This window comes from Pseudomonas sp. Pse35, assembly GCF_024519715.1.
GTDB classification, from domain to species: Bacteria; Pseudomonadota; Gammaproteobacteria; order Pseudomonadales; family Pseudomonadaceae; genus Aquipseudomonas; species Aquipseudomonas paracarnis.
This window is the reverse complement of the sequence record NZ_JALJRP010000012.1, coordinates 123,311-144,938: the sequence shown is the minus strand read 5'-3', so window position 1 is coordinate 144,938 and position 21,628 is coordinate 123,311. Positions and strand designations below refer to the sequence as shown.

At 60.0% G+C, this 21,628-nt stretch carries 22 protein-coding genes; 18 read left to right on the top strand and 4 right to left on the bottom strand.

Going from position 1 to position 21,628, the window contains the following annotated elements; genetic code table 11:
• Positions 1–51 precede the first annotated feature (51 nt).
• Positions 52–1,761 carry a bifunctional isocitrate dehydrogenase kinase/phosphatase gene (gene aceK, locus OC445_RS13305; protein WP_034128409.1) on the bottom strand — a complete coding sequence of 570 codons (1,710 nt, stop codon included), beginning with the start codon at positions 1,759–1,761 and terminating at the stop codon, positions 52–54.
• A 161-nt stretch (positions 1,762–1,922) separates the two neighbouring features.
• Here aceK and OC445_RS13300 point away from each other — a divergent pair, with 161 nt between their 5' ends.
• On the top strand, positions 1,923–2,807 hold the full coding sequence (locus OC445_RS13300; protein ID WP_054897844.1) for a DMT family transporter: 885 nt from the start codon (positions 1,923–1,925) through the stop codon (positions 2,805–2,807).
• Between the two features lie 130 nt (positions 2,808–2,937).
• On the opposite strand, the gene OC445_RS13295 is transcribed toward OC445_RS13300, so the two are convergent.
• Entirely contained in the window at positions 2,938–3,798 is an 861-nt protein-coding gene (locus tag OC445_RS13295; RefSeq protein WP_054921759.1) for a DMT family transporter, read from the bottom strand.
• Positions 3,799–3,894: 96 nt separating this feature from the next.
• On the bottom strand, positions 3,895–4,059 hold the full coding sequence (locus OC445_RS13290) for a hypothetical protein (protein WP_158688696.1): 165 nt from the start codon (positions 4,057–4,059) through the stop codon (positions 3,895–3,897).
• Between the two features lie 160 nt (positions 4,060–4,219).
• On the opposite strand from OC445_RS13290, the gene OC445_RS13285 reads away from it, so the two are divergent.
• The 4 genes from OC445_RS13285 (at position 4,220) to OC445_RS13270 (ending at position 8,390) form a co-directional block, all read left to right on the top strand.
• Positions 4,220–5,011: a CPBP family intramembrane glutamic endopeptidase gene (locus tag OC445_RS13285; RefSeq protein WP_197901248.1), complete on the top strand. Its 792-nt coding sequence runs from the start codon at positions 4,220–4,222 to the stop codon at positions 5,009–5,011.
• Positions 5,012–5,227: 216 nt separating this feature from the next.
• Positions 5,228–6,793 carry a methyl-accepting chemotaxis protein gene (locus tag OC445_RS13280; protein ID WP_034128405.1) on the top strand — a complete coding sequence of 522 codons (1,566 nt, stop codon included), beginning with the start codon at positions 5,228–5,230 and terminating at the stop codon, positions 6,791–6,793.
• Positions 6,794–6,956: 163 nt separating this feature from the next.
• Positions 6,957–7,814: a hypothetical protein gene (locus tag OC445_RS13275; RefSeq protein ID WP_197901249.1), complete on the top strand. Its 858-nt coding sequence runs from the start codon at positions 6,957–6,959 to the stop codon at positions 7,812–7,814.
• Positions 7,815–7,937: 123 nt separating this feature from the next.
• The gene (locus OC445_RS13270) at positions 7,938–8,390 is read left to right on the top strand and encodes a hypothetical protein (RefSeq protein ID WP_143129389.1); all 453 of its coding nucleotides are present in this window, start codon (positions 7,938–7,940) and stop codon (positions 8,388–8,390) included.
• A gap of 59 nt (positions 8,391–8,449) precedes the next feature.
• On the opposite strand, the gene OC445_RS13265 is transcribed toward OC445_RS13270, so the two are convergent.
• Complete coding sequence (locus OC445_RS13265; RefSeq protein ID WP_072447440.1) at positions 8,450–9,136, bottom strand: alpha/beta family hydrolase; 687 nt, start codon at positions 9,134–9,136, stop codon at positions 8,450–8,452.
• 79 nt (positions 9,137–9,215) lie between these two features.
• Here OC445_RS13265 and ccoN (OC445_RS13260) point away from each other — a divergent pair, with 79 nt between their 5' ends.
• The 13 genes from ccoN (OC445_RS13260) (at position 9,216) to OC445_RS13200 (ending at position 21,615) form a co-directional block, all read left to right on the top strand.
• Positions 9,216–10,640 (top strand): cytochrome-c oxidase, cbb3-type subunit I, encoded by a 1,425-nt coding sequence (gene ccoN, locus OC445_RS13260; protein WP_034128402.1) that lies wholly within the window; start codon positions 9,216–9,218, stop codon positions 10,638–10,640.
• Positions 10,641–10,650: 10 nt separating this feature from the next.
• On the top strand, positions 10,651–11,259 hold the full coding sequence (gene ccoO / locus OC445_RS13255; RefSeq protein ID WP_003193159.1) for a cytochrome-c oxidase, cbb3-type subunit II: 609 nt from the start codon (positions 10,651–10,653) through the stop codon (positions 11,257–11,259).
• A gap of 3 nt (positions 11,260–11,262) precedes the next feature.
• A complete protein-coding gene (locus OC445_RS13250) occupies positions 11,263–11,463 on the top strand; it encodes a cbb3-type cytochrome oxidase subunit 3 (protein WP_003193161.1) in 201 nt (66 codons plus the stop codon).
• Positions 11,460–12,407, top strand: coding sequence for a cytochrome-c oxidase, cbb3-type subunit III (gene ccoP / locus OC445_RS13245; protein ID WP_054897851.1), 948 nt, complete (start codon positions 11,460–11,462; stop codon positions 12,405–12,407). Before OC445_RS13250 ends, ccoP (OC445_RS13245) begins: the two co-directional genes overlap by 4 nt.
• Positions 12,408–12,824: 417 nt before the next feature.
• Positions 12,825–14,267, top strand: a complete 1,443-nt coding sequence (gene ccoN / locus OC445_RS13240) for a cytochrome-c oxidase, cbb3-type subunit I (protein WP_014719443.1) — start codon at positions 12,825–12,827, stop codon at positions 14,265–14,267.
• The gene (gene ccoO / locus OC445_RS13235; protein WP_003193167.1) at positions 14,267–14,875 is read left to right on the top strand and encodes a cytochrome-c oxidase, cbb3-type subunit II; all 609 of its coding nucleotides are present in this window, start codon (positions 14,267–14,269) and stop codon (positions 14,873–14,875) included. The genes ccoN (OC445_RS13240) and ccoO (OC445_RS13235) overlap by 1 nt, the downstream gene beginning before the upstream one ends.
• Positions 14,876–14,880: 5 nt before the next feature.
• Positions 14,881–15,066, top strand: a complete 186-nt coding sequence (locus OC445_RS13230) for a CcoQ/FixQ family Cbb3-type cytochrome c oxidase assembly chaperone (RefSeq protein ID WP_003193169.1) — start codon at positions 14,881–14,883, stop codon at positions 15,064–15,066.
• Positions 15,063–16,040 (top strand): cytochrome-c oxidase, cbb3-type subunit III, encoded by a 978-nt coding sequence (gene ccoP / locus OC445_RS13225; RefSeq protein WP_014719444.1) that lies wholly within the window; start codon positions 15,063–15,065, stop codon positions 16,038–16,040. Before OC445_RS13230 ends, ccoP (OC445_RS13225) begins: the two co-directional genes overlap by 4 nt.
• A 169-nt stretch (positions 16,041–16,209) precedes the next feature.
• A complete protein-coding gene (locus tag OC445_RS13220; RefSeq protein WP_057976223.1) occupies positions 16,210–16,464 on the top strand; it encodes a type II toxin-antitoxin system Phd/YefM family antitoxin in 255 nt (84 codons plus the stop codon).
• The gene (locus OC445_RS13215) at positions 16,464–16,874 is read left to right on the top strand and encodes a type II toxin-antitoxin system VapC family toxin (protein ID WP_057976224.1); all 411 of its coding nucleotides are present in this window, start codon (positions 16,464–16,466) and stop codon (positions 16,872–16,874) included. The genes OC445_RS13220 and OC445_RS13215 overlap by 1 nt, the downstream gene beginning before the upstream one ends.
• A gap of 207 nt (positions 16,875–17,081) precedes the next feature.
• The gene (gene ccoG / locus OC445_RS13210) at positions 17,082–18,485 is read left to right on the top strand and encodes a cytochrome c oxidase accessory protein CcoG (protein ID WP_057976226.1); all 1,404 of its coding nucleotides are present in this window, start codon (positions 17,082–17,084) and stop codon (positions 18,483–18,485) included.
• 14 nt (positions 18,486–18,499) lie between these two features.
• Entirely contained in the window at positions 18,500–19,039 is a 540-nt protein-coding gene (locus OC445_RS13205; RefSeq protein WP_014719446.1) for a FixH family protein, read from the top strand.
• Between the two features lie 125 nt (positions 19,040–19,164).
• Positions 19,165–21,615: a heavy metal translocating P-type ATPase gene (locus tag OC445_RS13200; RefSeq protein WP_262020175.1), complete on the top strand. Its 2,451-nt coding sequence runs from the start codon at positions 19,165–19,167 to the stop codon at positions 21,613–21,615.
• The last annotated feature ends 13 nt before the right edge of the window (positions 21,616–21,628 follow it).

The following is a 21,628-nucleotide window of genomic DNA, read 5'->3' as shown; positions in this document are numbered from 1 at the left end:
AGTAAGGGCAGACCTGCTTTCACTTGCCCCTTGCAGCTTGCAGCTTGCAGCTTATGGCTGCTCTTTCCTCTTATAAGGGAACACGTCGATCACCTTGCCGGCACGAATCGCGTCCTGCAGGCCCTTCCAGTAGTCAGCGTTGTACAACTCGCCATGCAGCTCATCGAACAACCGGCGCTGCCCGGCGTCGGCAAACAGGAACGGCGGGAACTCTTCGGGGAACACATCCAGCGGGCCGATGGAATACCAGGGCTCGGAGGCCATTTCATCCTCGGGGGTGCGCGGCGCGGGAATATGGCGGAAGTTGGCTTCGGTGAGAAAGCAGATTTCGTCGTAGTCGTAGAACACCACGCGGCCGTGGCGGGTGACGCCAAAGTTCTTCAGCAACATGTCGCCGGGGAAGATATTCGCCGCCGCCAGTTGCTTGATCGCCAGGCCGTAATCCTCCAATGCTTCGCGCACCTGAGCGGGGTTGGCGTTGTCGAGGTAGAGGTTGAGCGGGGTCATGCGTCGCTCGGTCCAGCAGTGGCGGATGAGCACGGTGTCGCCCTCCACTTCGACGGTACCGGCGGCGACTTCCAGCAGCTCGGCCAGGCACTCGGGCTCGAACTTGCTCAAGGGGAAGCGGAAGTCGGCGAATTCCTGGGTATCGGCCATGCGCCCTACCCGATCGACGCTTTTCACCAGGCGGTACTTTTCGATCACCGTGGCGCGGTTGACGTTTTTTGACGGCGAGAAGCGGTCCTTGATGATCTTGAACACCGTATTGAAACCCGGCAGCGTGAACACGCTCATGACCATGCCGCGCACGCCGGGGGCCATGATGAACTGGTCGTCAGTGGTGGCCAGGTGGTTGATCAGCGCGCGGTAGAACTCGGATTTGCCGTGCTTGTAGAAACCGATGGAGGTGTACAACTCGGCAATGTGCTTGCCCGGCAGGATGCGCTTGAGAAAGCCGATGAATTCCGCTGGCACGGGCACGTCGACCATGAAATAGGAACGGGTGAACGAGAAGATGATCGACACATCGGCTTCGTCGGTGATCAACGCATCGATCTGGATGCCACGCCCTTCGCGGTGCAGCAGCGGAATCACCAACGGCCATTGTTCGTCGCGGGTGTAGATGCGCCCCACGAGGTAGGCGCCTTTGTTGCGATACAGCACCGAGGAAAACAACTCGACCTTGAGGTCCGGGTCCTTGCATACCCAATCCGGCAGGTTTTCCCGCAACTGGGCTTCGAGGCGGCGCAGGTCGGCGGGCAGGTCGGCGTAGGGCTCGCTGAAGCTGTAGTCAGAGAAGACCTGCGCCAGCATGTCCGCTATTTTACCGGCCGGCGTGTAGATACGGGTTTGCGCCGCCCGCGCCCGGCGCAGGCTAGGCCGAGTGGTGTGGATGAACATGCAGCCGTCACTGATCAGGTCATGGCTGAACAGGCCGCAGAAGATCGAGTTGTACCAGGTCTCCGACAGCTCATCGTCAAAGCGCAGGTCGATCAAACCGATATAAGCGCTTTTTACCAAGGGCCACTGGCCGATGTCCTGCAATCCAGCAGGGTCGAAACTGGCGCGCAGACGGGTAGTCACCTCAGCGACTTTCTCCTCATAGAGATTGATGCGCGCCGCCGACGCGGCCTGCCCCTGCTGCCACTGGGCCTTCTCGAAACGCTCACGGGCGCCATCGGTGATCTGGCGGAAGTGCTCACGGTAATCGTCGAAACCGTCGAGGATCATCCGGGCGATAGCGAGGGCGGACTGCGACATGCGGGAAACCTCGAACGGGTATCTGGAAGCCCAGAGCTTAGCCAGTGAACCGAGGCAGGAGAAGAATGATTTTGCACGGGGGCAAACTGACTGCAATTAGCCATTGTGCCGACCTGCCCGCTGGGCAACACTTCTGCGCCCGATTGGCATAGGAGTTTTCCGTGAGACCTGTTGACACCCTGTATCTGCTGGGGCTGGCTGCCATCTGGGGCGCGAGTTTCCTGTTCATGCGCATCATCGCGCCGGAAATCGGCACGGTGCCCACCGCGTTTTTCCGCGTGTCGATTGCCGCCGCGGGCCTATTGGTGATCCTGGCGATGCTGCGCGTGAGCTGGGATTTCCAGGGCAAGTTCAAGACGGTCCTGCTGCTGGGCGTGATCAACTCGGGGATTCCCGCGACGATGTACTCGGTGGCGGCGCAGGTACTGCCGGCGGGTTATTCGGCGATTTTCAACGCCACTACACCGCTGATGGGTGTGCTGATCGGCGGGTTGTTTTTCAGCGAACGCCTGACGCCGGCAAAAATAGCGGGTGTGGCCTTGGGTCTGCTTGGTGTTGCCGTGCTCACCCGCGCAGGGCCGGTGGCATTTGATCTGGAACTGTTAATAGGCGCATTAGCATGCCTGCTGGCGACCACCTGCTATGGCTTCGCCGGTTTCCTGGCGCGACGCTGGCTGGATCAGCGCGGCGGGTTGGACAGTCGTCTCTCTGCCTTGGGCAGTATGCTGGGTGCTACGTTGTTTTTGCTGCCGTTCTTCGCCTTCAGCGCCATCACCCAGCCACCGGCGAGTTGGGGCGGCTGGCAGGTGTGGGTGTCGCTGCTCGGATTGGGGCTGGTATGTACGGCGTTCGCCTACATCCTGTACTTCCGCCTGCTGTCATCCATCGGCCCGGTCAAGTCAATGACCGTGACCTTCATGATTCCGCCGTTCGGCGTGTTGTGGGGGGCGTTGTTGTTGGATGAACCGCTGTCCATGGCTCATCTGTATGGTGGTGTATTGATTGCCGGGGCGTTGTGGTTGGTGTTGCGCCCGCAAAAACTGTAGGAGCGCCCCTGTGGCGAGGGAGCTTGCTCCCGCTCGACTGCGTAGCAGTCGCAAGCTCCAGGGGGCGCTTCGCACCCCAGCGCAAGCAAGCTTGCTCGCCACCGCTAGCTCGCTCCTACAGGGGTGGTTTCTAGCTCTTACGGAACACGAAGACCAAGCCGACGATGATCAACGCCATTCCCAGCACGCTCAACAGCGCCAGGCGGTTACCGAAGATCAGGTAGTCCATCACCGCGGTCACCGCCGGCACCAGATAGAACAAACTGGTGACATTCACCAGGTTGCCGCGGGCAATCAGCCGATACAGCAACAGCGTCGCCAGCACCGACACCACCAAGCCCATCCACAGCACCGGCAGGTAAAAGCCTGCACTGTGCTCGAAGTGGAACGGCTGGAACGGCACGAACACTCCGCACAGCAACAGCCCGGCCAAGTATTGCAGTGGCAGCGTGCCCAAAGGATTGTCGGTGATGCGCTTTTGCATGATCGAGCCAAACGTCATGCTCGCCAGCGCCAGCAGCCCGAACAGCATCCCCGCCAGGGACATGCCCGCCAGCCCGATGCCCTGGTACACCACCATGATCAAGCCAGCCAACCCCAACCCCAGGCCGAACAGCCGGCGCCAGGAGCGTTGGCGCTCCATCAGTACCACGGTGAGGATCGGCTGCACACCCATGATGGTCGCCATCACCCCAGGGGTGACGTTGAGGTCCAGGGCCAGCAGATAGAAAATCTGATAGGCCCCCAGCAAGACCAGGCCCGTCGCCGCCGCATACAGCAGCGGCTTGCCGGGACGTGGCAGCTTCAACTTGAGGAGCGGGACCAGCACTACCAACCCCATCAGGGCAATGGCAAACCGGATCAACAGAAAGGCAAAGGGCGACGCATGGGCCAGGCCCAACTTGGAGAAGATCGCCCCGCTGCTCCACAGCAAGACAAACACGCTCGTCGAGGCCGCCGCGGCCACGGATTGTTTCGAAAGCACAGACATGGTTACCACCTGTTATCAGGCAAAAAAGCCGACTCAGTAAAAAACTGAATTTCAGTAGGTTTTTTCAGGCAGGCACGGGCAACAGCGAATCGCTGATCAGCCCGAAATGCCAACACCCGGCGGTGATACGACTGCGTACACCGGCGTGCTACTGACAGGTGGGGGGTAATGACTGATCTGCGCAGGCTGCTTGCCACGGCACGGCACGACCACGGCGTTGACCGCTGAATCGACTACCGCTATGCGCTGGGAAGCTGGCATGTGCTGATCTTTTTGAAGGGATATAAAGACGCGACGACTATAACCAGCCGCAAACATACTTTGCAATCCTTTCCCCCTTGCCTTGTACATGGAGGAGTTTTCATGCCCTGGAACCTGGCCACTCGCTATAATGCCGCCCGGATTTTTCGAAGGATTTCACATGATTGCTTTGCCCTGGCTGTACCTCGCCCTACTTTCCATTGGCTATGTCGTGGCTTTGATCTACGGCCAACTGGGCGTACTGGCGGCGGTCTCCATCGCACTGCTGCTGGTGGCCGGGTACGCCGTGCGCCAGCAACGCAACCCTTGGGCACGCTACTTGGGCCAAGGCTTGTTTATCGTACTGGCCCTGGGCCTGGTGATGCACTGGCTGCCGGGTTTCTATAACGGCCGCGGTATTGCGCCCCAGCGTTTAACTCCGGACTCAGTGCCCTTCTCGATGTACCTGAACCAGGACAAGCCCCTGATAGGCTTCTGGCTGTTGCTGGCCTGCCCGTGGATTGTGGCGCGACGCTCATTGCGCCTGTCGATCTGCGTCACCGCCCTGGCACTGACCCTGACCGCCATCGTCGCACTGGGTGGTGCCGCACTGATGGGAATGATCAGTTGGGCGCCGAAATGGCCGGACCAGGCATGGCTGTGGGTACTCAATAACCTGCTGCTGGTGACGCTGGTGGAAGAAGCGCTGTTTCGTGGCTATGTTCAGGGCGGCCTGAGCCAACGTTTCAAACACTTGCCCTACGGCGAGAACCTTGCGCTGCTGCTGGCTTCGCTGTTATTCGGCCTGATGCATTTCGGTGCGGGTTGGCAATGGGTGACGCTGGCCAGTATTGCCGGGGTCGGTTACGGCCTGGCGTATCGCTTTGGCGGGCTCGGCGCAGCGATTGCCACGCATTTTGGCTTGAATCTGCTGCACTTCGGCTTGTTCACCTACCCAATGCTGGCCAGCTAAGCCTGCCCGACTGTAAGAACGAGCTGTTGTGGCGACGGAGCTTGCTCCCGCTCCGGTGCGTAGCGCCCGCAAGTTGTTTGGGGCCGCTTCGCAGCCCAGCGGGAGCAAGCTCCCTCGCCACAGTCGGCACTCTGCTCCCAGGATTGTTGCAAAAATAAGTTAAATAAATGCCCAGCATGGCCGATAACCCCTGAAAGCCTTGCGGATTGAACAATCATGCGTAATAACCAACCCGTTACCCAGCGCGAACGTACCTTCCCTGCTCAGCAACGGTTGATCTCCACCACAGATGCCAAGGGTGTCATTACCTACTGCAACGACGCGTTTGTCGAAATCAGTGGGTTCACCCGCGACGAACTGGTCCGTGCTCCGCACAACCTGGTGCGTCACCCGGATGTGCCCTCGGCGGTGTTCGCACACATGTGGTCCACGCTCAAACAAGGCTTGCCATGGATGGGCATTGTCAAGAATCGCTGCAAGACCGGTGACCACTACTGGGTTAACGCCTATGTAACACCGGTGTTCGACGGTAACCAGGTGATCGGCTACGAATCGGTGCGTATCAAGCCCACCGCCGAGCAGATCCGCCGGGCCGAGGCGCTTTATCAACGCATCAACCAGGGCAAGTCGGCGATTCCCCAGCGCGACAAATGGCTGCCGGTGCTGCAGGACTGGCTGCCGTTTATCCTGGTCAGCCAACTGAGCTTCATGATCGGCGCCACCCTCACCTCCCAGTGGGGCTTTGCCTTGGCGGCAGCGTTGTCGGTGCCGTTGGGCCTGCTGGGGCTGAGCTGGCAACAGCGCGGACTCAAGCGCTTGCTGCGCCTGGCCGAGCAGACCACGTCCGACCCGCTGATTGCGCAGATGTACACCGACAGCCGTGGCGCACAAGCGCGCCTGGAAATGTCGATTCTCAGCCAGGAAGCGCGTCTGAAGACCTGCCTGACCCGCTTGCAGGACACTGCCGAGCACCTCAACGATCAGGCGGCACAGTCCAACACCCTGGCGCACAGCAGCTCCAGCGGCCTGGAACGTCAGCGAGTGGAAACCGAACAGGTGGCCACCGCCGTCAACCAGATGGCTGCAACCACCCAGGAAGTCGCCAGCCACGTGCAGCGCACCGCCGACGCCACCCAGGAAGCCAACCGCCTGACCGGTCGCGGCCGCGATATCGCCGGGGAAACCCGCGAGGCGATTCAGCGGCTTTCGGCAGCGGTTGGCGAGACCGGCGTGACCGTCACTCAACTGGCCAAGGACAGCGATGAAATTGGCGGCGTTGTCGATGTAATCAAGGGCATCGCCGACCAGACCAACTTGCTGGCGCTCAACGCCGCTATCGAAGCCGCGCGTGCCGGTGAGATGGGCCGTGGCTTTGCGGTGGTCGCCGATGAAGTGCGCCAACTGGCGCAGCGTACGGCCGAATCCACCGGGCAGATCCATGCCCTGATCGCCAAGCTGCAACACACGGCGGCTGCGGCCGTGCAAACCATGGACGCCGGGCATCGCCAAGCTGAAGAGGGCGTAGCGCGTGTGATGGAAGCGGATCAGGCGTTGGTGGGCATCAGTGAGGCGGTGGCCAATATCACCGACATGACCACCCAGATTGCCGCGGCCACCGAAGAGCAAAGCGCCGTGGCCGAGGAGATCAGCCGCAACATCAGCACCATCGCGCTGTTGGCAGACCAGACCTCAGAGCAGGCGATGAACTCGGCGCAGTTGAGTGAAGAACTGACTCATACGGCGAATACTCAGTACTCGCTGGTGGAGCGTTTTAACCGGTAGAACTTCAGGGGCTCACTTTCTCCAACCAGTGAGCCCCTTGCAGATGGCTATCACTCATCATCTTTTTATCACCAAGCATTCTATAAAACTGTCAATTCTCACAGTTAACCTTTGAACGCCTCCCTCCTTATAGTGTGAACCTGTCAAACAGGAGCACACCGCCATGTCCCGACCTGCCGATTCAAATAGCGCCCTGCATCCCTTCCCAAAAACCATGGGGCGTGTGCAATGGACTGAAAAATCATCGAACAACGAAAGAACATTGGAAGGCTGGGCTCTCCCACTGCACCTATCCGAATACAATAATCAGTATTGGGTCAAGTTGACGCTCCAGTCCCCAGACACTCAACAATCACTGTTACTGAAAATACCTTGCGACTCCATAAGTACATCACCTAACAAATCAATCAAGCAAAACCCGGAAGCCTTCACCCACCTGTACATTCAAGGTGCAAACAATAACGCACCTGAAACGGAAGAACGTTTTAAACCAGTCGGCGACATTGAAGTAAACGTTGACGAAAGCACAGGGAACACAACGCTGAATTTCGAAGGTTCTTTCACTGACACAGCGTCGGAATTACGCGAAATAAAATGCTGCTGTGAGTGGCCTGGAACTACCCTTGCCTCACAACATTCGATCTTTAAGTGGACAGAAGGACAAACTCAATACAAAACGGAGGGCTGGCTGGCCTACTCCAGTTCAAGCAAGGCATGGTATCTGACCAGCGAGGAGGGAGAATGGGGTACGCCTCAATACCGTGAGTGGGCTATTTATATTTACTGCGACGATGAAAATGAACAGATCATCGATGAAACATTTAAAAACGGCGATGAGAAATCAAATTTTTACTATGCTCCCTTCGGCGGTGGCACCTATGAAGGCGAATACAATGTAACGCTTACACTGACTCAGCAGCCGTTGCGCTGCGAAGCCACCTTTAAAAATAAAATCCGCGACCGTGTAGAGATGACTAACGGCACGTTTCAGCCTATAAAAGACCCTACTCCCCCATCGTAATAAGGCTCGACAAAAGAACTTTAAAACAAAATAAGTTTCACGTCTCAGTCGAGCGCGACACACTCAAGCTGGCATTTCTGAAAAAATCAGATAGCGCAAACCCCACGGGTAAAAGGTCTCACCATGAACCAAGAAATTATTTTCATCCCCGACTGCTATATCTCTCAATCTGCAAACAACCATTTTGAATGGACATTTAAAAACTCTCAAACATCAATCACTGCAGAAAGAACAACTTTTGGTCATCGTACACAGACAAATACCTGGACATTTTCAGGGGCCATTGGAGATAAAAGTACAAAGAATTTTTCTTCGTATTATTTTCATATCCCCTACCTAGGAGAAGCGCCGATAGACAATACGTATATACTTGACGGAATTTTACATTATGCTCTTTCCATCTCTGGCCCTGGGGACATGCCTGGCACTACAGCGATTCCCGCCAAACACGCAACGCTGACAATAAAGCTCAACCCTGTTGAAGGCACGGCCAATGGCAACTTCGAGGCGTCCTTCGACAGTGAGTATGCTCAATACGACGCGACAGGACACTTCACGCTCATTAGGGACCGCTAGTGTTAAACCTCACGAAAACACTAGCCGAAATATCCCAACATAGAGAAACCTGCAAAGCGTCAGGCGAGAAAACCTGACGCTTTGATGGCCGCCGCCTCCAAATGCTGCTCATGACTGAACCCCGACGCCTTCAACGGCTTCAAATCATGATCCCCCGCCACCAGCCACATCACCTCAATGCTCGGCGATAACGCATACCCCTCCACCGCCGCTCGATTGCCCAAGGCATCACGCTCGCCCTGCACTATCAGCGTCGGCGTCGCAAGCGCAGCCAGATGCTCCACCCGAGGCTTTTGCGGCTTGCCCACCGCATAAAACGGATAGCCCAGGCACACCAACCCATCTGCGCCCAGCTCATCGGCCAACAAACTGGCCATGCGCCCGCCCATGGACTTGCCGCCAATCGCCAGTTTCCCAGCGACATGACGTCGCACCTGGGCATACACCTCACGCCACGCCTCCAGCAGTTTCGGCGCCGGATTCGGCGGGCGTTTGCCCCCGTCCAAGCGGCGCTGGGCCATGTACGGGAACTCGAAGCGCAACACGTTCACACCATGCCCGGCAAGGCGTGCAGCCATGTCGTTCATGAACGCCGAGTCCATCGGTGCACCGGCGCCATGGGCCAGAATCAGCGTGACCGGCTCGCCCGAACGCTTGCCCGTGGCGACATCCCACAACCAGCCATGTTCCCGTACACACTGCGCCCATTGATCCCCGTCAATACTGGCCTTGTGCTCTTTGCCCATGCTTGCCTCGCTTTTTAGTCTGCCTATAACTCCAGCCCAAGTGCCGCACTTGCTTGGGTTGAACCGTGGATGGGGAACCATGAACACTACTTTAAGTACCGCCTATAACTACAAGGTGGTCCGCCAATTCGCCATTATGACGGTGGTGTGGGGCATCGTCGGCATGGGGCTCGGGGTTTTTCTCGCCGCCCAATTGGTTTGGCCTGCGCTCAACTTCGATTTGCCCTGGACCAGCTTCGGCCGTCTGCGCCCATTGCACACCAATGCGGTGATCTTCGCGTTCGGTGGCTGTGCGCTGTTCGCCAGCTCCTTTTACTCGGTGCAACGCACCTGCCAGACGCAGCTGTTCGCGCCGAAAGTCGCCGCGTTCTGCTTCTGGGGCTGGCAGCTTGTGATCCTGCTGGCCGCCATCAGCCTGCCACTGGGCTACACCAGCTCAAAGGAATACGCCGAGCTGGAATGGCCCATCGACATCCTGATCACCATCGTCTGGGTCGCCTACGCCATCGTGTTCTTCGGCACGATCATGAAACGCAAGACCAAGCACATCTATGTGGGTAACTGGTTCTTCGGCGCGTTCATCATCACCGTGGCCATTTTGCATATCGTCAATAACCTGGAAATCCCGGTCAGCCTGACCAAGTCCTACTCGCTGTACGGCGGTGCGACGGATGCCATGGTGCAGTGGTGGTATGGGCACAACGCGGTAGGCTTTTTCCTGACTGCGGGTTTTCTGGGGATGATGTACTACTTCGTGCCCAAGCAGGCCGAACGCCCGGTGTATTCCTATCGATTGTCGATTGTGCACTTCTGGGCGCTGATCACCCTGTACATCTGGGCCGGCCCGCACCACTTGCACTACACCGCCTTGCCGGACTGGGCGCAGTCCCTGGGCATGGTGATGTCACTGGTGCTGCTGGCGCCAAGCTGGGGCGGCATGATCAACGGCATGATGACCCTCTCGGGTGCCTGGCATAAGTTGCGCAGCGACCCGATCCTGCGCTTCCTCGTCGTCTCCCTGGCCTTCTACGGCATGTCGACCTTCGAAGGCCCGATGATGGCGATCAAGACCGTCAACGCCCTCTCCCACTACACCGACTGGACCATCGGCCACGTACACGCCGGGGCGCTGGGCTGGGTGGCGATGATCTCCATCGGCGCGCTGTATCACATGATCCCGAAAGTCTTCGGTCGCGAGCAGATGTACAGCCTCGGCCTGATCAACGCGCATTTCTGGCTGGCCACCATCGGCACCGTGCTCTACATCGCCTCGATGTGGGTCAACGGCATCGCCCAGGGCCTGATGTGGCGTGCGGTCAACGAAGACGGCACCCTTACCTACTCCTTCGTCGAAACCCTGGTGGCCAGCCACCCAGGCTTCATCGTGCGTCTGGTGGGCGGTGCGATCTTCCTCAGCGGCATGTTCCTGATGGCTTACAACACATGGCGCACCGTGCGTTCGGCGCAACCTGCCGAAGTCACCGCTGCCGCGCAGATGGCCTGAGGAGTCGATGATGAAACACGAAACGATTGAAAAGAACGTCGGCCTGTTGATGCTGCTGATGGTGCTCGCCGTGAGCATCGGTGGCCTGACCCAGATCGTCCCGCTGTTCTTCCAGGACGTGACCAACAAACCGGTCGAAGGCATGAAGCCCTACACCGCGCTGCAACTGGAAGGCCGCGACATCTACATCCGCGAAGGCTGCGTGCAGTGCCACTCGCAGATGATCCGCCCGTTCCGCGCCGAGACCGAGCGCTACGGCCACTACTCGGTGGCTGGCGAAAGCGTGTGGGACCACCCGTTCTTGTGGGGCTCCAAGCGTACCGGGCCGGACCTGGCCCGCGTCGGCGCGCGCTACTCGGACGACTGGCACCGCGCGCACTTGTACAACCCGCGCAACGTGGTGCCGGAGTCGAAAATGCCGGCCTACCCCTGGCTGGTCACCGCCGCCGTCGACAGCAGCCACACCGAGACCAAGTTGAAAGTGATGCGCACCCTCGGCGTGCCGTACACCGACGACGACATCAATGGCGCCGTCGCCAGCCTCAAGGGCAAGACCGAGATGGACGCGCTGGTTTCCTACCTGCAAGTGCTCGGCACTGCCATCAAGAGCAAGAGGTGAGCCATGGGATTTGAATTCGATGCGGGCACCATCCGCGGCCTTGGCACGCTGGTGGTCGCCATCGCCTTTATCGGCCTGTCGCTGTGGGTGTTCAACAACCGCCGCAACGCGGAATTCGAGCAGGCCCGCCTGCTGCCGTTTGCCGATGAACCTTCCCCACCCGACGCTCAAGCAGAGCCAGCCACAAGGAGCACTCGGCCATGACTACGTTTTGGAGTACATGGATCTGCGTATTGACCCTGGGCAGCCTGATCGGCCTGACCTGGCTGTTGGTCGGCACCCGCAAGGGCGAAACCAAGGGCAGCGTCGACCAGACCATGGGCCACGCCTTCGACGGTATCGAGGAATACGACAACCCGCTGCCCCAGTGGTGGTTTATGTTGTTCGCCGGCACCCTGGTATTTGCCGTCGGCTACCTGATCCTCTACCCGGGCCTGGGCAACTGGAAAGGCGTACTGCCGGGCTATGAAGACGGCTGGACCCAGACCAAGGAATGGGACAAGGAAATGGCCAAGGCCGACGCCAGGTTCGGGCCGATCTTCGCCAAGTTCGCGGCCATGCCGGTGGAAGAAGTCGCCAAGGACCCGCAAGCGTTGAAGATGGGCGGTCGCCTGTTTGCCTCCAACTGTGCGGTGTGCCACGGCTCGGACGCCAAGGGCGCCTATGGCTTCCCCAACCTGGCCGACAACAACTGGCGCTGGGGCGGTTCGGCCGAGGCCATCAAGGCCACCATCCTGAACGGTCGCCACGCGGCGATGCCGGCCTGGGGTGAAGTGCTGGGCGAGGACGGGGTGAAGAACGTCGCCGCCTACGTGCGTCACGACCTGGCCAAGCTGCCGTTGCCCGCCGACAACACCGCCGACCTGGCCGCCGGGCAAGCCGCCTTCAGCACCACTTGCGTGGCGTGTCATGGTCCGCAAGGTCACGGCGTGGAAGCCATGGGTGCGCCCAACCTGACCGAGCCTGCGGGCTTTATCTACGGCACCAGCCTGGCGCAGTTGCAGCAGACCATCCGCCATGGTCGCCAGGGCCAGATGCCGGCTCAGGACGTGCTGCAAGGCAATGACAAGGTGCACTTGCTGGCGGCTTACGTGTACAGCCTGTCCCATAACGCTGAAGGCGCAACGCCAGACAGCCAACCGCAGTAAAAGCTCTACCTGTGGCGAGGGAGCTTGCTCCCGCTGGAGTGCGAAGCGCTCCCACGATTTTGGGGCCGCTGCGCAGCCCAACGGGAGCAAGCTCCCTCGCCACAGGCATAAGTCGCGACCAAGTGTCGCACCCCTTCCAAACCCAACTTTCCCCTCCTCCTATTCGGGTCTACGCTTGTTCCCACAGTGGAGCAATTCTGGCGTAGGCGACGGTATCCGTTGCGCCCTCTAAAATTCCTGTCCACTTGATCAGCTTTCTATTTCGGTCTTTATCCTTACACCAAACATGGAAAGGGCGCAGAATCTGGCGTGGAACGCATTGATACAGGTCAGCCATTGCGTTGCAATGGCCCCTCGGTTTCTACATACTTGCGGCCGATTTTACCTATAAAAAAACCTAAACCGTGGAACCTTAGAATGAGCACAGCAATCAGTCCGACTGCTTATAACTATAAGGTAGTCCGCCAGTTCGCCATCATGACGGTGGTCTGGGGGATCCTTGGCATGGGGCTCGGGGTGTTCATCGCCTCGCAACTGGTTTGGCCGCAATTGAATTTCGACCTGCCCTGGACGACTTTCGGCCGCCTGCGCCCACTGCACACCAACCTGGTGATCTTCGCCTTCGGCGGATGTGCACTGTTTGCCACCTCCTACTATGTCGTGCAGCGCACCTGCCAGACGCGACTGATTTCCGATGGTCTGGCCGCCTTCACCTTCTGGGGCTGGCAGGCCGTCATCGTCGGCGCCATCATCAGCCTGCCCCTGGGCTACACCACTACCAAGGAATACGCCGAGCTGGAATGGCCGATCGCCATTTTGCTTGCCATCGTGTGGGTGACCTACGGCCTGGTGTTCTTCGGCACCATCGTCAAGCGCAAGACCAAGCACATCTACGTGGGCAACTGGTTCTACGGGGCCTTTATCGTGGTCACGGCGATGCTGCACATCGTCAACCACGCCTCCCTGCCGGTGAACCTGTTCAAGTCCTATTCGGCCTATTCCGGCGCAACGGACGCGATGATCCAGTGGTGGTACGGCCACAACGCCGTAGGCTTCTTCCTCACCACCGGTTTCCTGGGGATGATGTACTACTTCGTGCCCAAGCAGGCCGAGCGTCCGATCTACTCTTATCGCCTGTCCATCGTGCACTTCTGGGCGCTGATCACCCTCTACATCTGGGCCGGCCCTCACCACTTGCACTACACCGCCCTGCCGGATTGGGCACAGTCCCTGGGCATGGCGATGTCGATCATCCTGCTGGCGCCAAGCTGGGGCGGCATGATCAACGGCATGATGACCCTCTCGGGCGCCTGGCATAAGCTGCGCACCGACCCGATCCTGCGGTTTCTGGTGGTGTCCCTGGCGTTCTACGGCATGTCGACCTTTGAAGGTCCGATGATGGCGATCAAGACCGTCAACTCGCTGTCCCACTACACCGACTGGACCATCGGCCATGTACACGCCGGGGCGCTGGGCTGGGTGGCGATGATCTCCATCGGCGCGCTGTACCACATGATCCCCAAACTGTTCGGCCGCGTGCAGATGCACAGCGTCGGGCTGATCAACGCACACTTCTGGCTGGCCACTATCGGCACCGTGCTCTACATCGCCTCGATGTGGGTCAACGGCATCACCCAGGGCCTGATGTGGCGTGCGATCAACGATGACGGCACCCTCACCTACTCCTTCGTCGAAGCGCTGCAAGCCAGCCACCCGGGCTTTATCGTACGTGCCCTGGGCGGTGCGTTCTTTGCCAGCGGCATGCTGTTGATGGCCTACAACGTCTGGCGCACCGTGCGTGCCAGCGACCCTGTAGAAGCCGAAGCCGCCGCCAAGATCGCCGTTGTGGGAGCTCACTGATGAAGCATGAAGTAGTCGAGAAGAACATCGGCCTGTTGGCCTTCTTCATGGTCATCGCCGTGAGCATCGGCGGCCTGACCCAAATCGTCCCACTGTTTTTCCAGGACGTGACCAACAAGCCGGTCGAAGGCATGAAGCCGCGCACCGCCCTCGAACTGGAAGGCCGCGACGTCTACATCGCCAACGGTTGCGTGGGCTGCCACTCGCAGATGATCCGCCCGTTCCGCGCCGAAACCGAACGCTACGGCCACTACTCGGTCGCCGGTGAAAGCGTGTGGGACCACCCGTTCCTGTGGGGTTCCAAGCGCACCGGCCCGGACCTGGCCCGTGTGGGTGGGCGTTACTCCGATGACTGGCAGCGTGCGCACCTGTACAACCCGCGCAACGTGGTGCCTGAGTCGAAAATGCCGGCGTACCCGTTCCTCGTGGAAAACAAGCTCGACGGCAAGGACACCGCGAAGAAGATGGAAGTCTTGCGCACCCTGGGGGTGCCCTACACCGACGAAGACATCGCCGGCGCAGCCGCAGCCGTGAAGGGCAAGACCGAAATGGACGCATTGGTGGCCTACCTGCAAGGCCTTGGCACCATCATCAAAAGCAAACGGTGACCTACATGGATATCGGGATGATTCGTGGCCTGGGCACCGTTGTGGTGATGGTGGCCTTTATCGGCCTGGCGTTGTGGGTGTTCAGCCCACGGCGCAAGTCGGAGTTTGACGACGCGACCATGCTGCCCTTTGCAGATGATCCCGAAGCCATCAAGCACGTCGAGCAAGCTTCTAGGAGTAACAAAGAATGACTACGTTCTGGAGTCTGTACGTCACAGTCCTCAGTCTGGGTACCATCTTCGCCCTGACCTGGCTGCTGCTGTCGACCCGCAAGGGCCAGCGCACCGAACAGACGGACGAGACCGTCGGCCACTCGTTTGACGGCATCGAGGAGTACGACAACCCGCTGCCCAAGTGGTGGTTCATGCTGTTTGTCGGCACCATCGTCTTCGCCCTTGGTTACCTGGTGCTCTACCCTGGTCTGGGCAACTGGAAGGGTCTGCTGCCAGGCTACAACTACCTCGACAACGACAAGCAAACCCCGTTCGCCAACGGCCAGACCGGCTGGACCGGCGTGCACGAATGGGAAAAGGAAATGGCCAGGTCGGAGGCCAAGTTCGGGCCGATCTTCGCCAAGTTCGCATCGATGCCCATTGAAGAAGTCGCCAAGGACCCGCAAGCCTTGAAGATGGGCGGTCGGCTGTTTGCCTCCAACTGCTCGGTGTGCCACGGCTCCGACGCCAAGGGCGCCTACGGCTTTCCCAACCTGACCGACGCCGACTGGCGCTGGGGTGGCGAACCCAACACCATCAAGGAAACCATCATGAAGGGCCGCCACGCGGTGATGCCAGGCTGGGCCGAAGTCATCGGCGAGCAAGGCGTGGCTGACGTAGCAGGCTTTGTGGTGACCCAACTCGATGGTCGCAAACTGCCGGAAGGTGCCAAGGCCGATGTGGCCAACGGTGAGAAACTCTTCGCCGCCAACTGCGTGGCCTGCCACGGCCCGGCCGGTAAAGGCACCCCCGCCATGGGCGCGCCGGACCTGACGCATCCGGGGGCGTTCATCTACGGTTCAAGCTTTGCGCAACTGCAGCAGACCATCCGTTATGGCCGCCAGGGCCAGATGCCCGCGCAGGAGCAGTTGCAGGGCAATGACAAGGTGCACTTGCTTGCGGCGTATGTGTATAGCTTGTCGCATGGGGATAAGAAGGCTGAGGAGCAGTAAGACCTCTGAAACAATAATGGAGCCCCGCGCAGCGAATGCTGGCGGGGCTTTTTTGTTTTAGCTGCGAAACTTTCAAAGCCAAATCTACCGTTCGTAGCCTCAACCTTGCCGCGCGCACTCGCCAAGTAGTAACGTAACTACATTCACTCCAGCGAAGGGGACCTACCCCATGACCATCACGACCATTTCCAGCCGCGAATTCAACCAAGACACAAGTGGTGCCAAAAAAGCCGCCCGCAAAGGGCCGGTTTTTATCACTGATCGCGGCAAGCCTGCCCATGTACTGCTAAGCATTGAGGACTACCAGAAGCTGACAGGTCTGAATGCCGACATCGTTGACCTGTTGGTGATGCCGGAAGCGGCCGCTATCGACTTCGAAACCGAACGTGCCGTGATCATTCATCGACCCGTGGACTTTTCTTGATGTATTTACTCGACACGAATGTGATCTCTGAACTGCGTAAACCTCAGGCTGATTCAAATGTCGTGGCGTGGGCAAAAAGTGTGGTGGCTCCACGTATGTTTATTTCGGCGATCACGCTGAAGGAATTGGAAACCGGAGTCCTGCGAATTGAGCGGCGAGACCCGGCGCAGGGGAAGGTGCTGAGAGCCTGGCTCAAGCGTCATGTGATGCCCGCCTTTGATGCCAGAATCCTGCCCGTCGATGCAGCGGTCGCGTTGCGTTGCGCACACTTGCATGTACCCGACCGAGCCAACGAAAGTGATTCATTGATTGCCGCAACTGCGCTGGTTCATGGGCTCACCGTCGTCACGCGCAACATCAGCGACTTCCAATCGAGCGGCGTTGCACTGATCAATCCATGGGACGAATGACCGGCTTACCGACAAAAACCGTCCATACTTGCCAAGTCAATTGATCCAGGTCACGTACACCATCAATTGATTTCCCCCAACGCGACCAAAGGTCGCACCCTTTGCGCACCATCGGGGGCGTATCATTAGGCCACTGCAACACCCTTAATTTGACCCCGGCTGGCACGTACTGGCCGAGGCAAATCTCCACCGCCGTGGGATGCAATGATGAGCGACCAGATACCGGTACATGACGTTACCCCGCCTGCCAAGACCGTCGACCTTTACGCTTCGAGAGAGAAGATCTACACCCGCGCCTTCACTGGCTTGTTCCGCAACTTGCGCATGGTCGGCGGTGCCGCTCTGTTCCTGTTGTACTTCGGCACGGTGTGGCTGAATTGGGGCGGTCACCAGGCGGTGTGGTGGAACCTGCCGGAGCGTAAATTCTTTATTTTCGGCGCAACGTTCTGGCCTCAGGATTTCATCCTGCTGTCGGGCATTCTCATTGTCGCGGCCTTTGGCCTGTTCTTTATCACCGTATACGCCGGGCGTGTGTGGTGCGGCTATACCTGCCCACAGAGCGTGTGGACATGGATCTTCATGTGGTGCGAAAAGGTCACCGAAGGCGACCGCAACCAGCGCATCAAGCTCGACAAAGCGCCCATGAGCGCCAACAAATTCCTGCGCAAGTTCAGCAAGCACAGCCTGTGGCTGCTGATCGGCTTTGCCACCGGCATCACCTTCGTCGGCTACTTCTCGCCGATTCGCGAACTGGTGTTCGACTTTTTCACTGGCCAGGCCGATGGCTGGTCGTATTTCTGGGTGGGTTTCTTCACCCTCGCCACCTACGGCAACGCCGGCTGGCTGCGTGAGCAGGTGTGCATCTACATGTGCCCCTATGCGCGCTTCCAGAGCGTGATGTTCGACAAGGACACCTTGATCGTGTCCTATGACCCGCGCCGTGGCGAAGTGCGTGGCCCACGTAAAAAGGGTACCGACTACAAGGCCCAGGGCCTGGGCGACTGCATCGACTGCACGATGTGCGTGCAGGTGTGCCCTACCGGTATCGATATCCGCGACGGGCTGCAAATCGAGTGCATCGGTTGCGCCGCCTGTATCGATGCCTGCGACAACATCATGGACAAGATGGAGTACCCACGCGGCCTGATCAGCTACACCACCGAACACAACCTGTCGGGGCAGAAAACCCATAAGCTGCGCCCGCGCCTGATCGGTTACGCCCTGGTGTTGCTGGCGATGATCAGCCTGTTGGTGTCGGCCTTCTTCATGCGCTCGCTGGTAGGTTTCGACGTCAGCAAAGACCGCGTGCTGTATCGCGAGAACGCCGAAGGGCGCATCGAAAACGTCTACAGCCTGAAGATCATGAACAAAGACCAGCGCGACCACACCTACGTGCTCGACGCCGCTGGCCTGCCAGACCTCAAGCTGCAAGGCCGGCGCGAAATCAAAGTGGCCGCCGGCGATATCGTCAGCATGCCGGTGGAGTTGTCGAGTGCGCCCGAGCAGTTGCCGTCGAGCACCAACGAGGTGACCTTCATCCTCGAAGACGCCGATGACACCAGCGTCCATATTGAAGCCAAGAGCCGATTCATCGGCCCACAAGTCCGTTAACAGGGAACATACGCATGCCCGCAACTACTGCCGCCAGCCCTTGGTACAAGCACCTCTGGCCCTGGATCATCATCGCGATTCTGGCCTGCTCGGTGACCCTGACCTTGTCCATGGTGACCATCGCAGTGAACAACCCGGACAATCTGGTCAACGACAACTACTACGAGGCCGGCAAAGGCATCAACCGTTCCCTGGACCGCGAACGCCTGGCCCAGACCCTGCAACTGCGCGGCAAGCTGCACCTGGACGAACTGACCGGCGAGGTCGAGCTGCAACTGACTGGCTACAGCAATCCAAATACCCTGGAGCTGAACCTGATCTCCCCGACCCAGCCAGAGAAGGATCGCAAGATCAACCTCACCCGCAGCGACAGCGAGCCCGGCCGCTACATCGGCCAGGTCACCGACAAGGTCGAAGGTCGCCGTTTCGTGGAACTGCTTGGCGTGGAAGGCGGCAACACCTGGCGCCTGTTCGAAGAAGAAGAGGTCAGCCATGACAAGGATTTGTTGCTGGGTGACGAACCGTTGCAGGGCGCTGAAGACTTGAAGAAGTAGACGATGATCGTTCCCACGCTCTGCGTGGTAACGCCTTGCTGGACGCTCTGCGTCCGCTTTGTGACGCAGAGCGTCACGGGCAACATTCCCACGCAAAGCGTGGGAACGATCTGCGGAACCGAGTAATGACCCAACCCACCCCCTGCTACCACTGCGCCCTACCCGTCCCCTCCGGAAGCCGGTTCACCGCCCAGATCCTCGGCGAACGCCGCGAACTCTGCTGCCCGGGCTGCCAGGCCGTGGCCGAGGCGATAGTGGCCGGCGGGCTGGAAAGCTATTACCAACACCGCAGCGAAGCCTCGGCCAACCCCGAGGCGCTGCCCGTGCAATTGGTGGACGAGCTGGCGCTGTACGATCGCGCCGATGTGCAAAAACCCTTTGTCCGCCATCAAGGCGACCTGGCCGAAACCACCTTGCTGATGGAAGGCATCAGTTGCGCCGCCTGCGGCTGGTTGATCGAGAAACACCTGCGCAGCCTGCCTGCGGTGGCCGAAGCGCGATTGAACCTGTCCAACCACCGCCTGCACGTGCGCTGGGCCGATGGGCAATTGCCGTTGAGCCAACTGCTCAGCGAGCTGCGCCATATCGGTTACGCCGCCCACCCTTACCAGGCCGACCGCGCCGCCGAACAATTGGCCAGCGAGAATCGCCTGGCCCTGCGACAACTGGGGGTCGCCGGCTTGCTGTGGTTCCAGGCCATGATGGCAACCATGGCCACCTGGCCGGAATTCAATATCGACCTGAGCCCGGAACTGCTCGTCATCCTGCGCTGGGTCGCGATGTTTCTGACCACGCCCATCGTGTTCTACAGCTGCGCGCCCTTCTTCAAAGGCGCCCTGCGTGACCTGCGCACGCGCCACCTGACCATGGACGTGTCGGTGTCCCTGGCGATTGGCGGCGCGTACCTGGCCGGCATCTGGACGGCGATCACTGGCGTAGGCGAGTTGTATTTCGATGCCGTGGGCATGTTTGCCCTGTTCCTGCTGGCCGGACGCTACCTTGAGCGCCGCGCCCGGGAGCGTACTGCCGCAGCCACCGCCCAACTGGTCAACCTGTTGCCCGCCTCCTGCCTGCGCCTCAAGGATGATGGCCAGAGCGAACGCATCCTGCTCAGCGAGTTGGCACTGGGTGATCGTGTGCTGGTGCATCCCGGCGCAGTACTGCCGGCGGATGGGGTGATTCTCGACGGCCAATCCAGCATTGATGAATCCCTGCTGACCGGCGAGTACCTGCCGCAACCTCGGCGCACGGGTGACAGCGTCACGGCCGGCACGCTGAATGTCGAAGGCGCGCTGACCGTCCAAGTACGCGCCCTGGGGCATGACACGCGCCTGTCCGCCATCGTGCGCCTGCTGGAGCGCGCCCAGGCCGAGAAGCCGCGCCTGGCGCAGATCGCCGACCGCGCTGCGCAGTGGTTCTTGTTGTGCTCGCTGATCGCCGCCGCACTGATCGGCCTGCTGTGGTGGGAGCTGGACCCCATCCGGGCGTTCTGGATTGTGCTGGCGATGCTGGTGGCGACCTGTCCGTGCGCCCTGTCACTGGCCACGCCCACCGCCCTTACCGCCGCCACCGGTACCTTGCACAGTCTCGGGTTACTGCTGACCCGCGGCCATGTGCTGGAGGGCCTGAACCAGATCGACACGGTGATTTTCGACAAGACCGGCACCCTCACCGAAGGGCGCCTGGCGTTGCGCGCCATCCGGCCCCTCGGCGCGCTGGACAGCGACCAATGCCTGGGCCTTGCCGCCGCCCTGGAGAACCGCTCCGAACACCCGATTGCCCGTGCCTTCGGCCGTGCGCCGCTGGCCGCCGATGAAGTGCTGAGCACGCAAGGCCTGGGCCTGGAGGGTCGTGTGGGAGAATGTCTGTTGCGCATCGGCCAGCCGGGTTTTGTCTGTGAACTCAGTGGCTGCGCGATTCCCGCCTCGCCGGACGAAGCCGGGCAATGGCTGCTGCTGGGCGACCGCAGCGGGGCGCTGGCCTGGTTCGTACTCGACGACCGTCTGCGCAGCGACGCCCCCGCCTTGCTGGCCGCATGCAAGGCGCGGGGCTGGCGCACGCTGTTGCTCTCCGGCGACAGTTCGCCGATGGTAGCCAGTGTCGCCTCTGAGCTGGGTATCGACGAGGCCCACGGCAGCCTGCGCCCTGACGACAAGCTGCAGGTACTGCAAAACCTGCACAAGGAAGGTCGCAAAGTGCTGATGCTGGGCGATGGGGTCAATGATGTGCCGGTGTTGGCTGCTGCCGATATCAGTGTGGCGATGGGCTCGGCCACCGACCTGGCAAAAACCAGCGCCGATGCGGTGCTGTTGTCCAACCGCCTGGATGCGCTGGTGCAGGCCTTCAGCCTCGCGCGGCGCACCCGCCGAGTGATCATCGAGAACCTGTTGTGGGCCGGGTTGTACAATGGCCTTATGCTGCCGTTCGCCGCCCTGGGTTGGATCACTCCGATCTGGGCGGCCATCGGCATGTCCCTCAGTTCGTTGACCGTGGTACTCAACGCGTTGCGCCTGACTCGCCTGCCGAGCGCGCAAGCCCCGGGTACCGCCCCAGCAACCCGCCCGCTGCCGGCCTGAGCCGCGTGGGCAT

Bases quoted from the DNA above. Each gene is read 5' to 3' on its own strand.
- ccoN (WP_034128402.1), top strand. From the start codon at position 9,216: ATGAACACTACTTTAAGTACCGCCTATAACTACAAGGTGGTCCGCCAA.
- ccoP (WP_054897851.1), top strand. From the start codon at position 11,460: ATGACTACGTTTTGGAGTACATGGATCTGCGTATTGACCCTGGGCAGC.
- ccoP (WP_014719444.1), top strand. From the start codon at position 15,063: ATGACTACGTTCTGGAGTCTGTACGTCACAGTCCTCAGTCTGGGTACC.
- OC445_RS13265 (WP_072447440.1), bottom strand. From the start codon at position 9,136: ATGGGCAAAGAGCACAAGGCCAGTATTGACGGGGATCAATGGGCGCAG.
- OC445_RS13250 (WP_003193161.1), top strand. From the start codon at position 11,263: ATGGGATTTGAATTCGATGCGGGCACCATCCGCGGCCTTGGCACGCTG.
- OC445_RS13215 (WP_057976224.1), top strand. From the start codon at position 16,464: ATGTATTTACTCGACACGAATGTGATCTCTGAACTGCGTAAACCTCAG.
- ccoO (WP_003193159.1), top strand. From the start codon at position 10,651: ATGAAACACGAAACGATTGAAAAGAACGTCGGCCTGTTGATGCTGCTG.
- OC445_RS13205 (WP_014719446.1), top strand. From the start codon at position 18,500: ATGCCCGCAACTACTGCCGCCAGCCCTTGGTACAAGCACCTCTGGCCC.
- ccoO (WP_003193167.1), top strand. From the start codon at position 14,267: ATGAAGCATGAAGTAGTCGAGAAGAACATCGGCCTGTTGGCCTTCTTC.
- ccoG (WP_057976226.1), top strand. From the start codon at position 17,082: ATGAGCGACCAGATACCGGTACATGACGTTACCCCGCCTGCCAAGACC.
- OC445_RS13270 (WP_143129389.1), top strand. From the start codon at position 7,938: ATGAACCAAGAAATTATTTTCATCCCCGACTGCTATATCTCTCAATCT.
- ccoN (WP_014719443.1), top strand. From the start codon at position 12,825: ATGAGCACAGCAATCAGTCCGACTGCTTATAACTATAAGGTAGTCCGC.
- OC445_RS13290 (WP_158688696.1), bottom strand. From the start codon at position 4,059: ATGCCAGCTTCCCAGCGCATAGCGGTAGTCGATTCAGCGGTCAACGCC.
- OC445_RS13280 (WP_034128405.1), top strand. From the start codon at position 5,228: ATGCGTAATAACCAACCCGTTACCCAGCGCGAACGTACCTTCCCTGCT.
- OC445_RS13285 (WP_197901248.1), top strand. From the start codon at position 4,220: ATGATTGCTTTGCCCTGGCTGTACCTCGCCCTACTTTCCATTGGCTAT.
- OC445_RS13275 (WP_197901249.1), top strand. From the start codon at position 6,957: ATGTCCCGACCTGCCGATTCAAATAGCGCCCTGCATCCCTTCCCAAAA.
- OC445_RS13230 (WP_003193169.1), top strand. From the start codon at position 14,881: ATGGATATCGGGATGATTCGTGGCCTGGGCACCGTTGTGGTGATGGTG.
- OC445_RS13200 (WP_262020175.1), top strand. From the start codon at position 19,165: ATGACCCAACCCACCCCCTGCTACCACTGCGCCCTACCCGTCCCCTCC.
- OC445_RS13220 (WP_057976223.1), top strand. From the start codon at position 16,210: ATGACCATCACGACCATTTCCAGCCGCGAATTCAACCAAGACACAAGT.
- OC445_RS13295 (WP_054921759.1), bottom strand. From the start codon at position 3,798: ATGTCTGTGCTTTCGAAACAATCCGTGGCCGCGGCGGCCTCGACGAGC.
- aceK (WP_034128409.1), bottom strand. From the start codon at position 1,761: ATGTCGCAGTCCGCCCTCGCTATCGCCCGGATGATCCTCGACGGTTTC.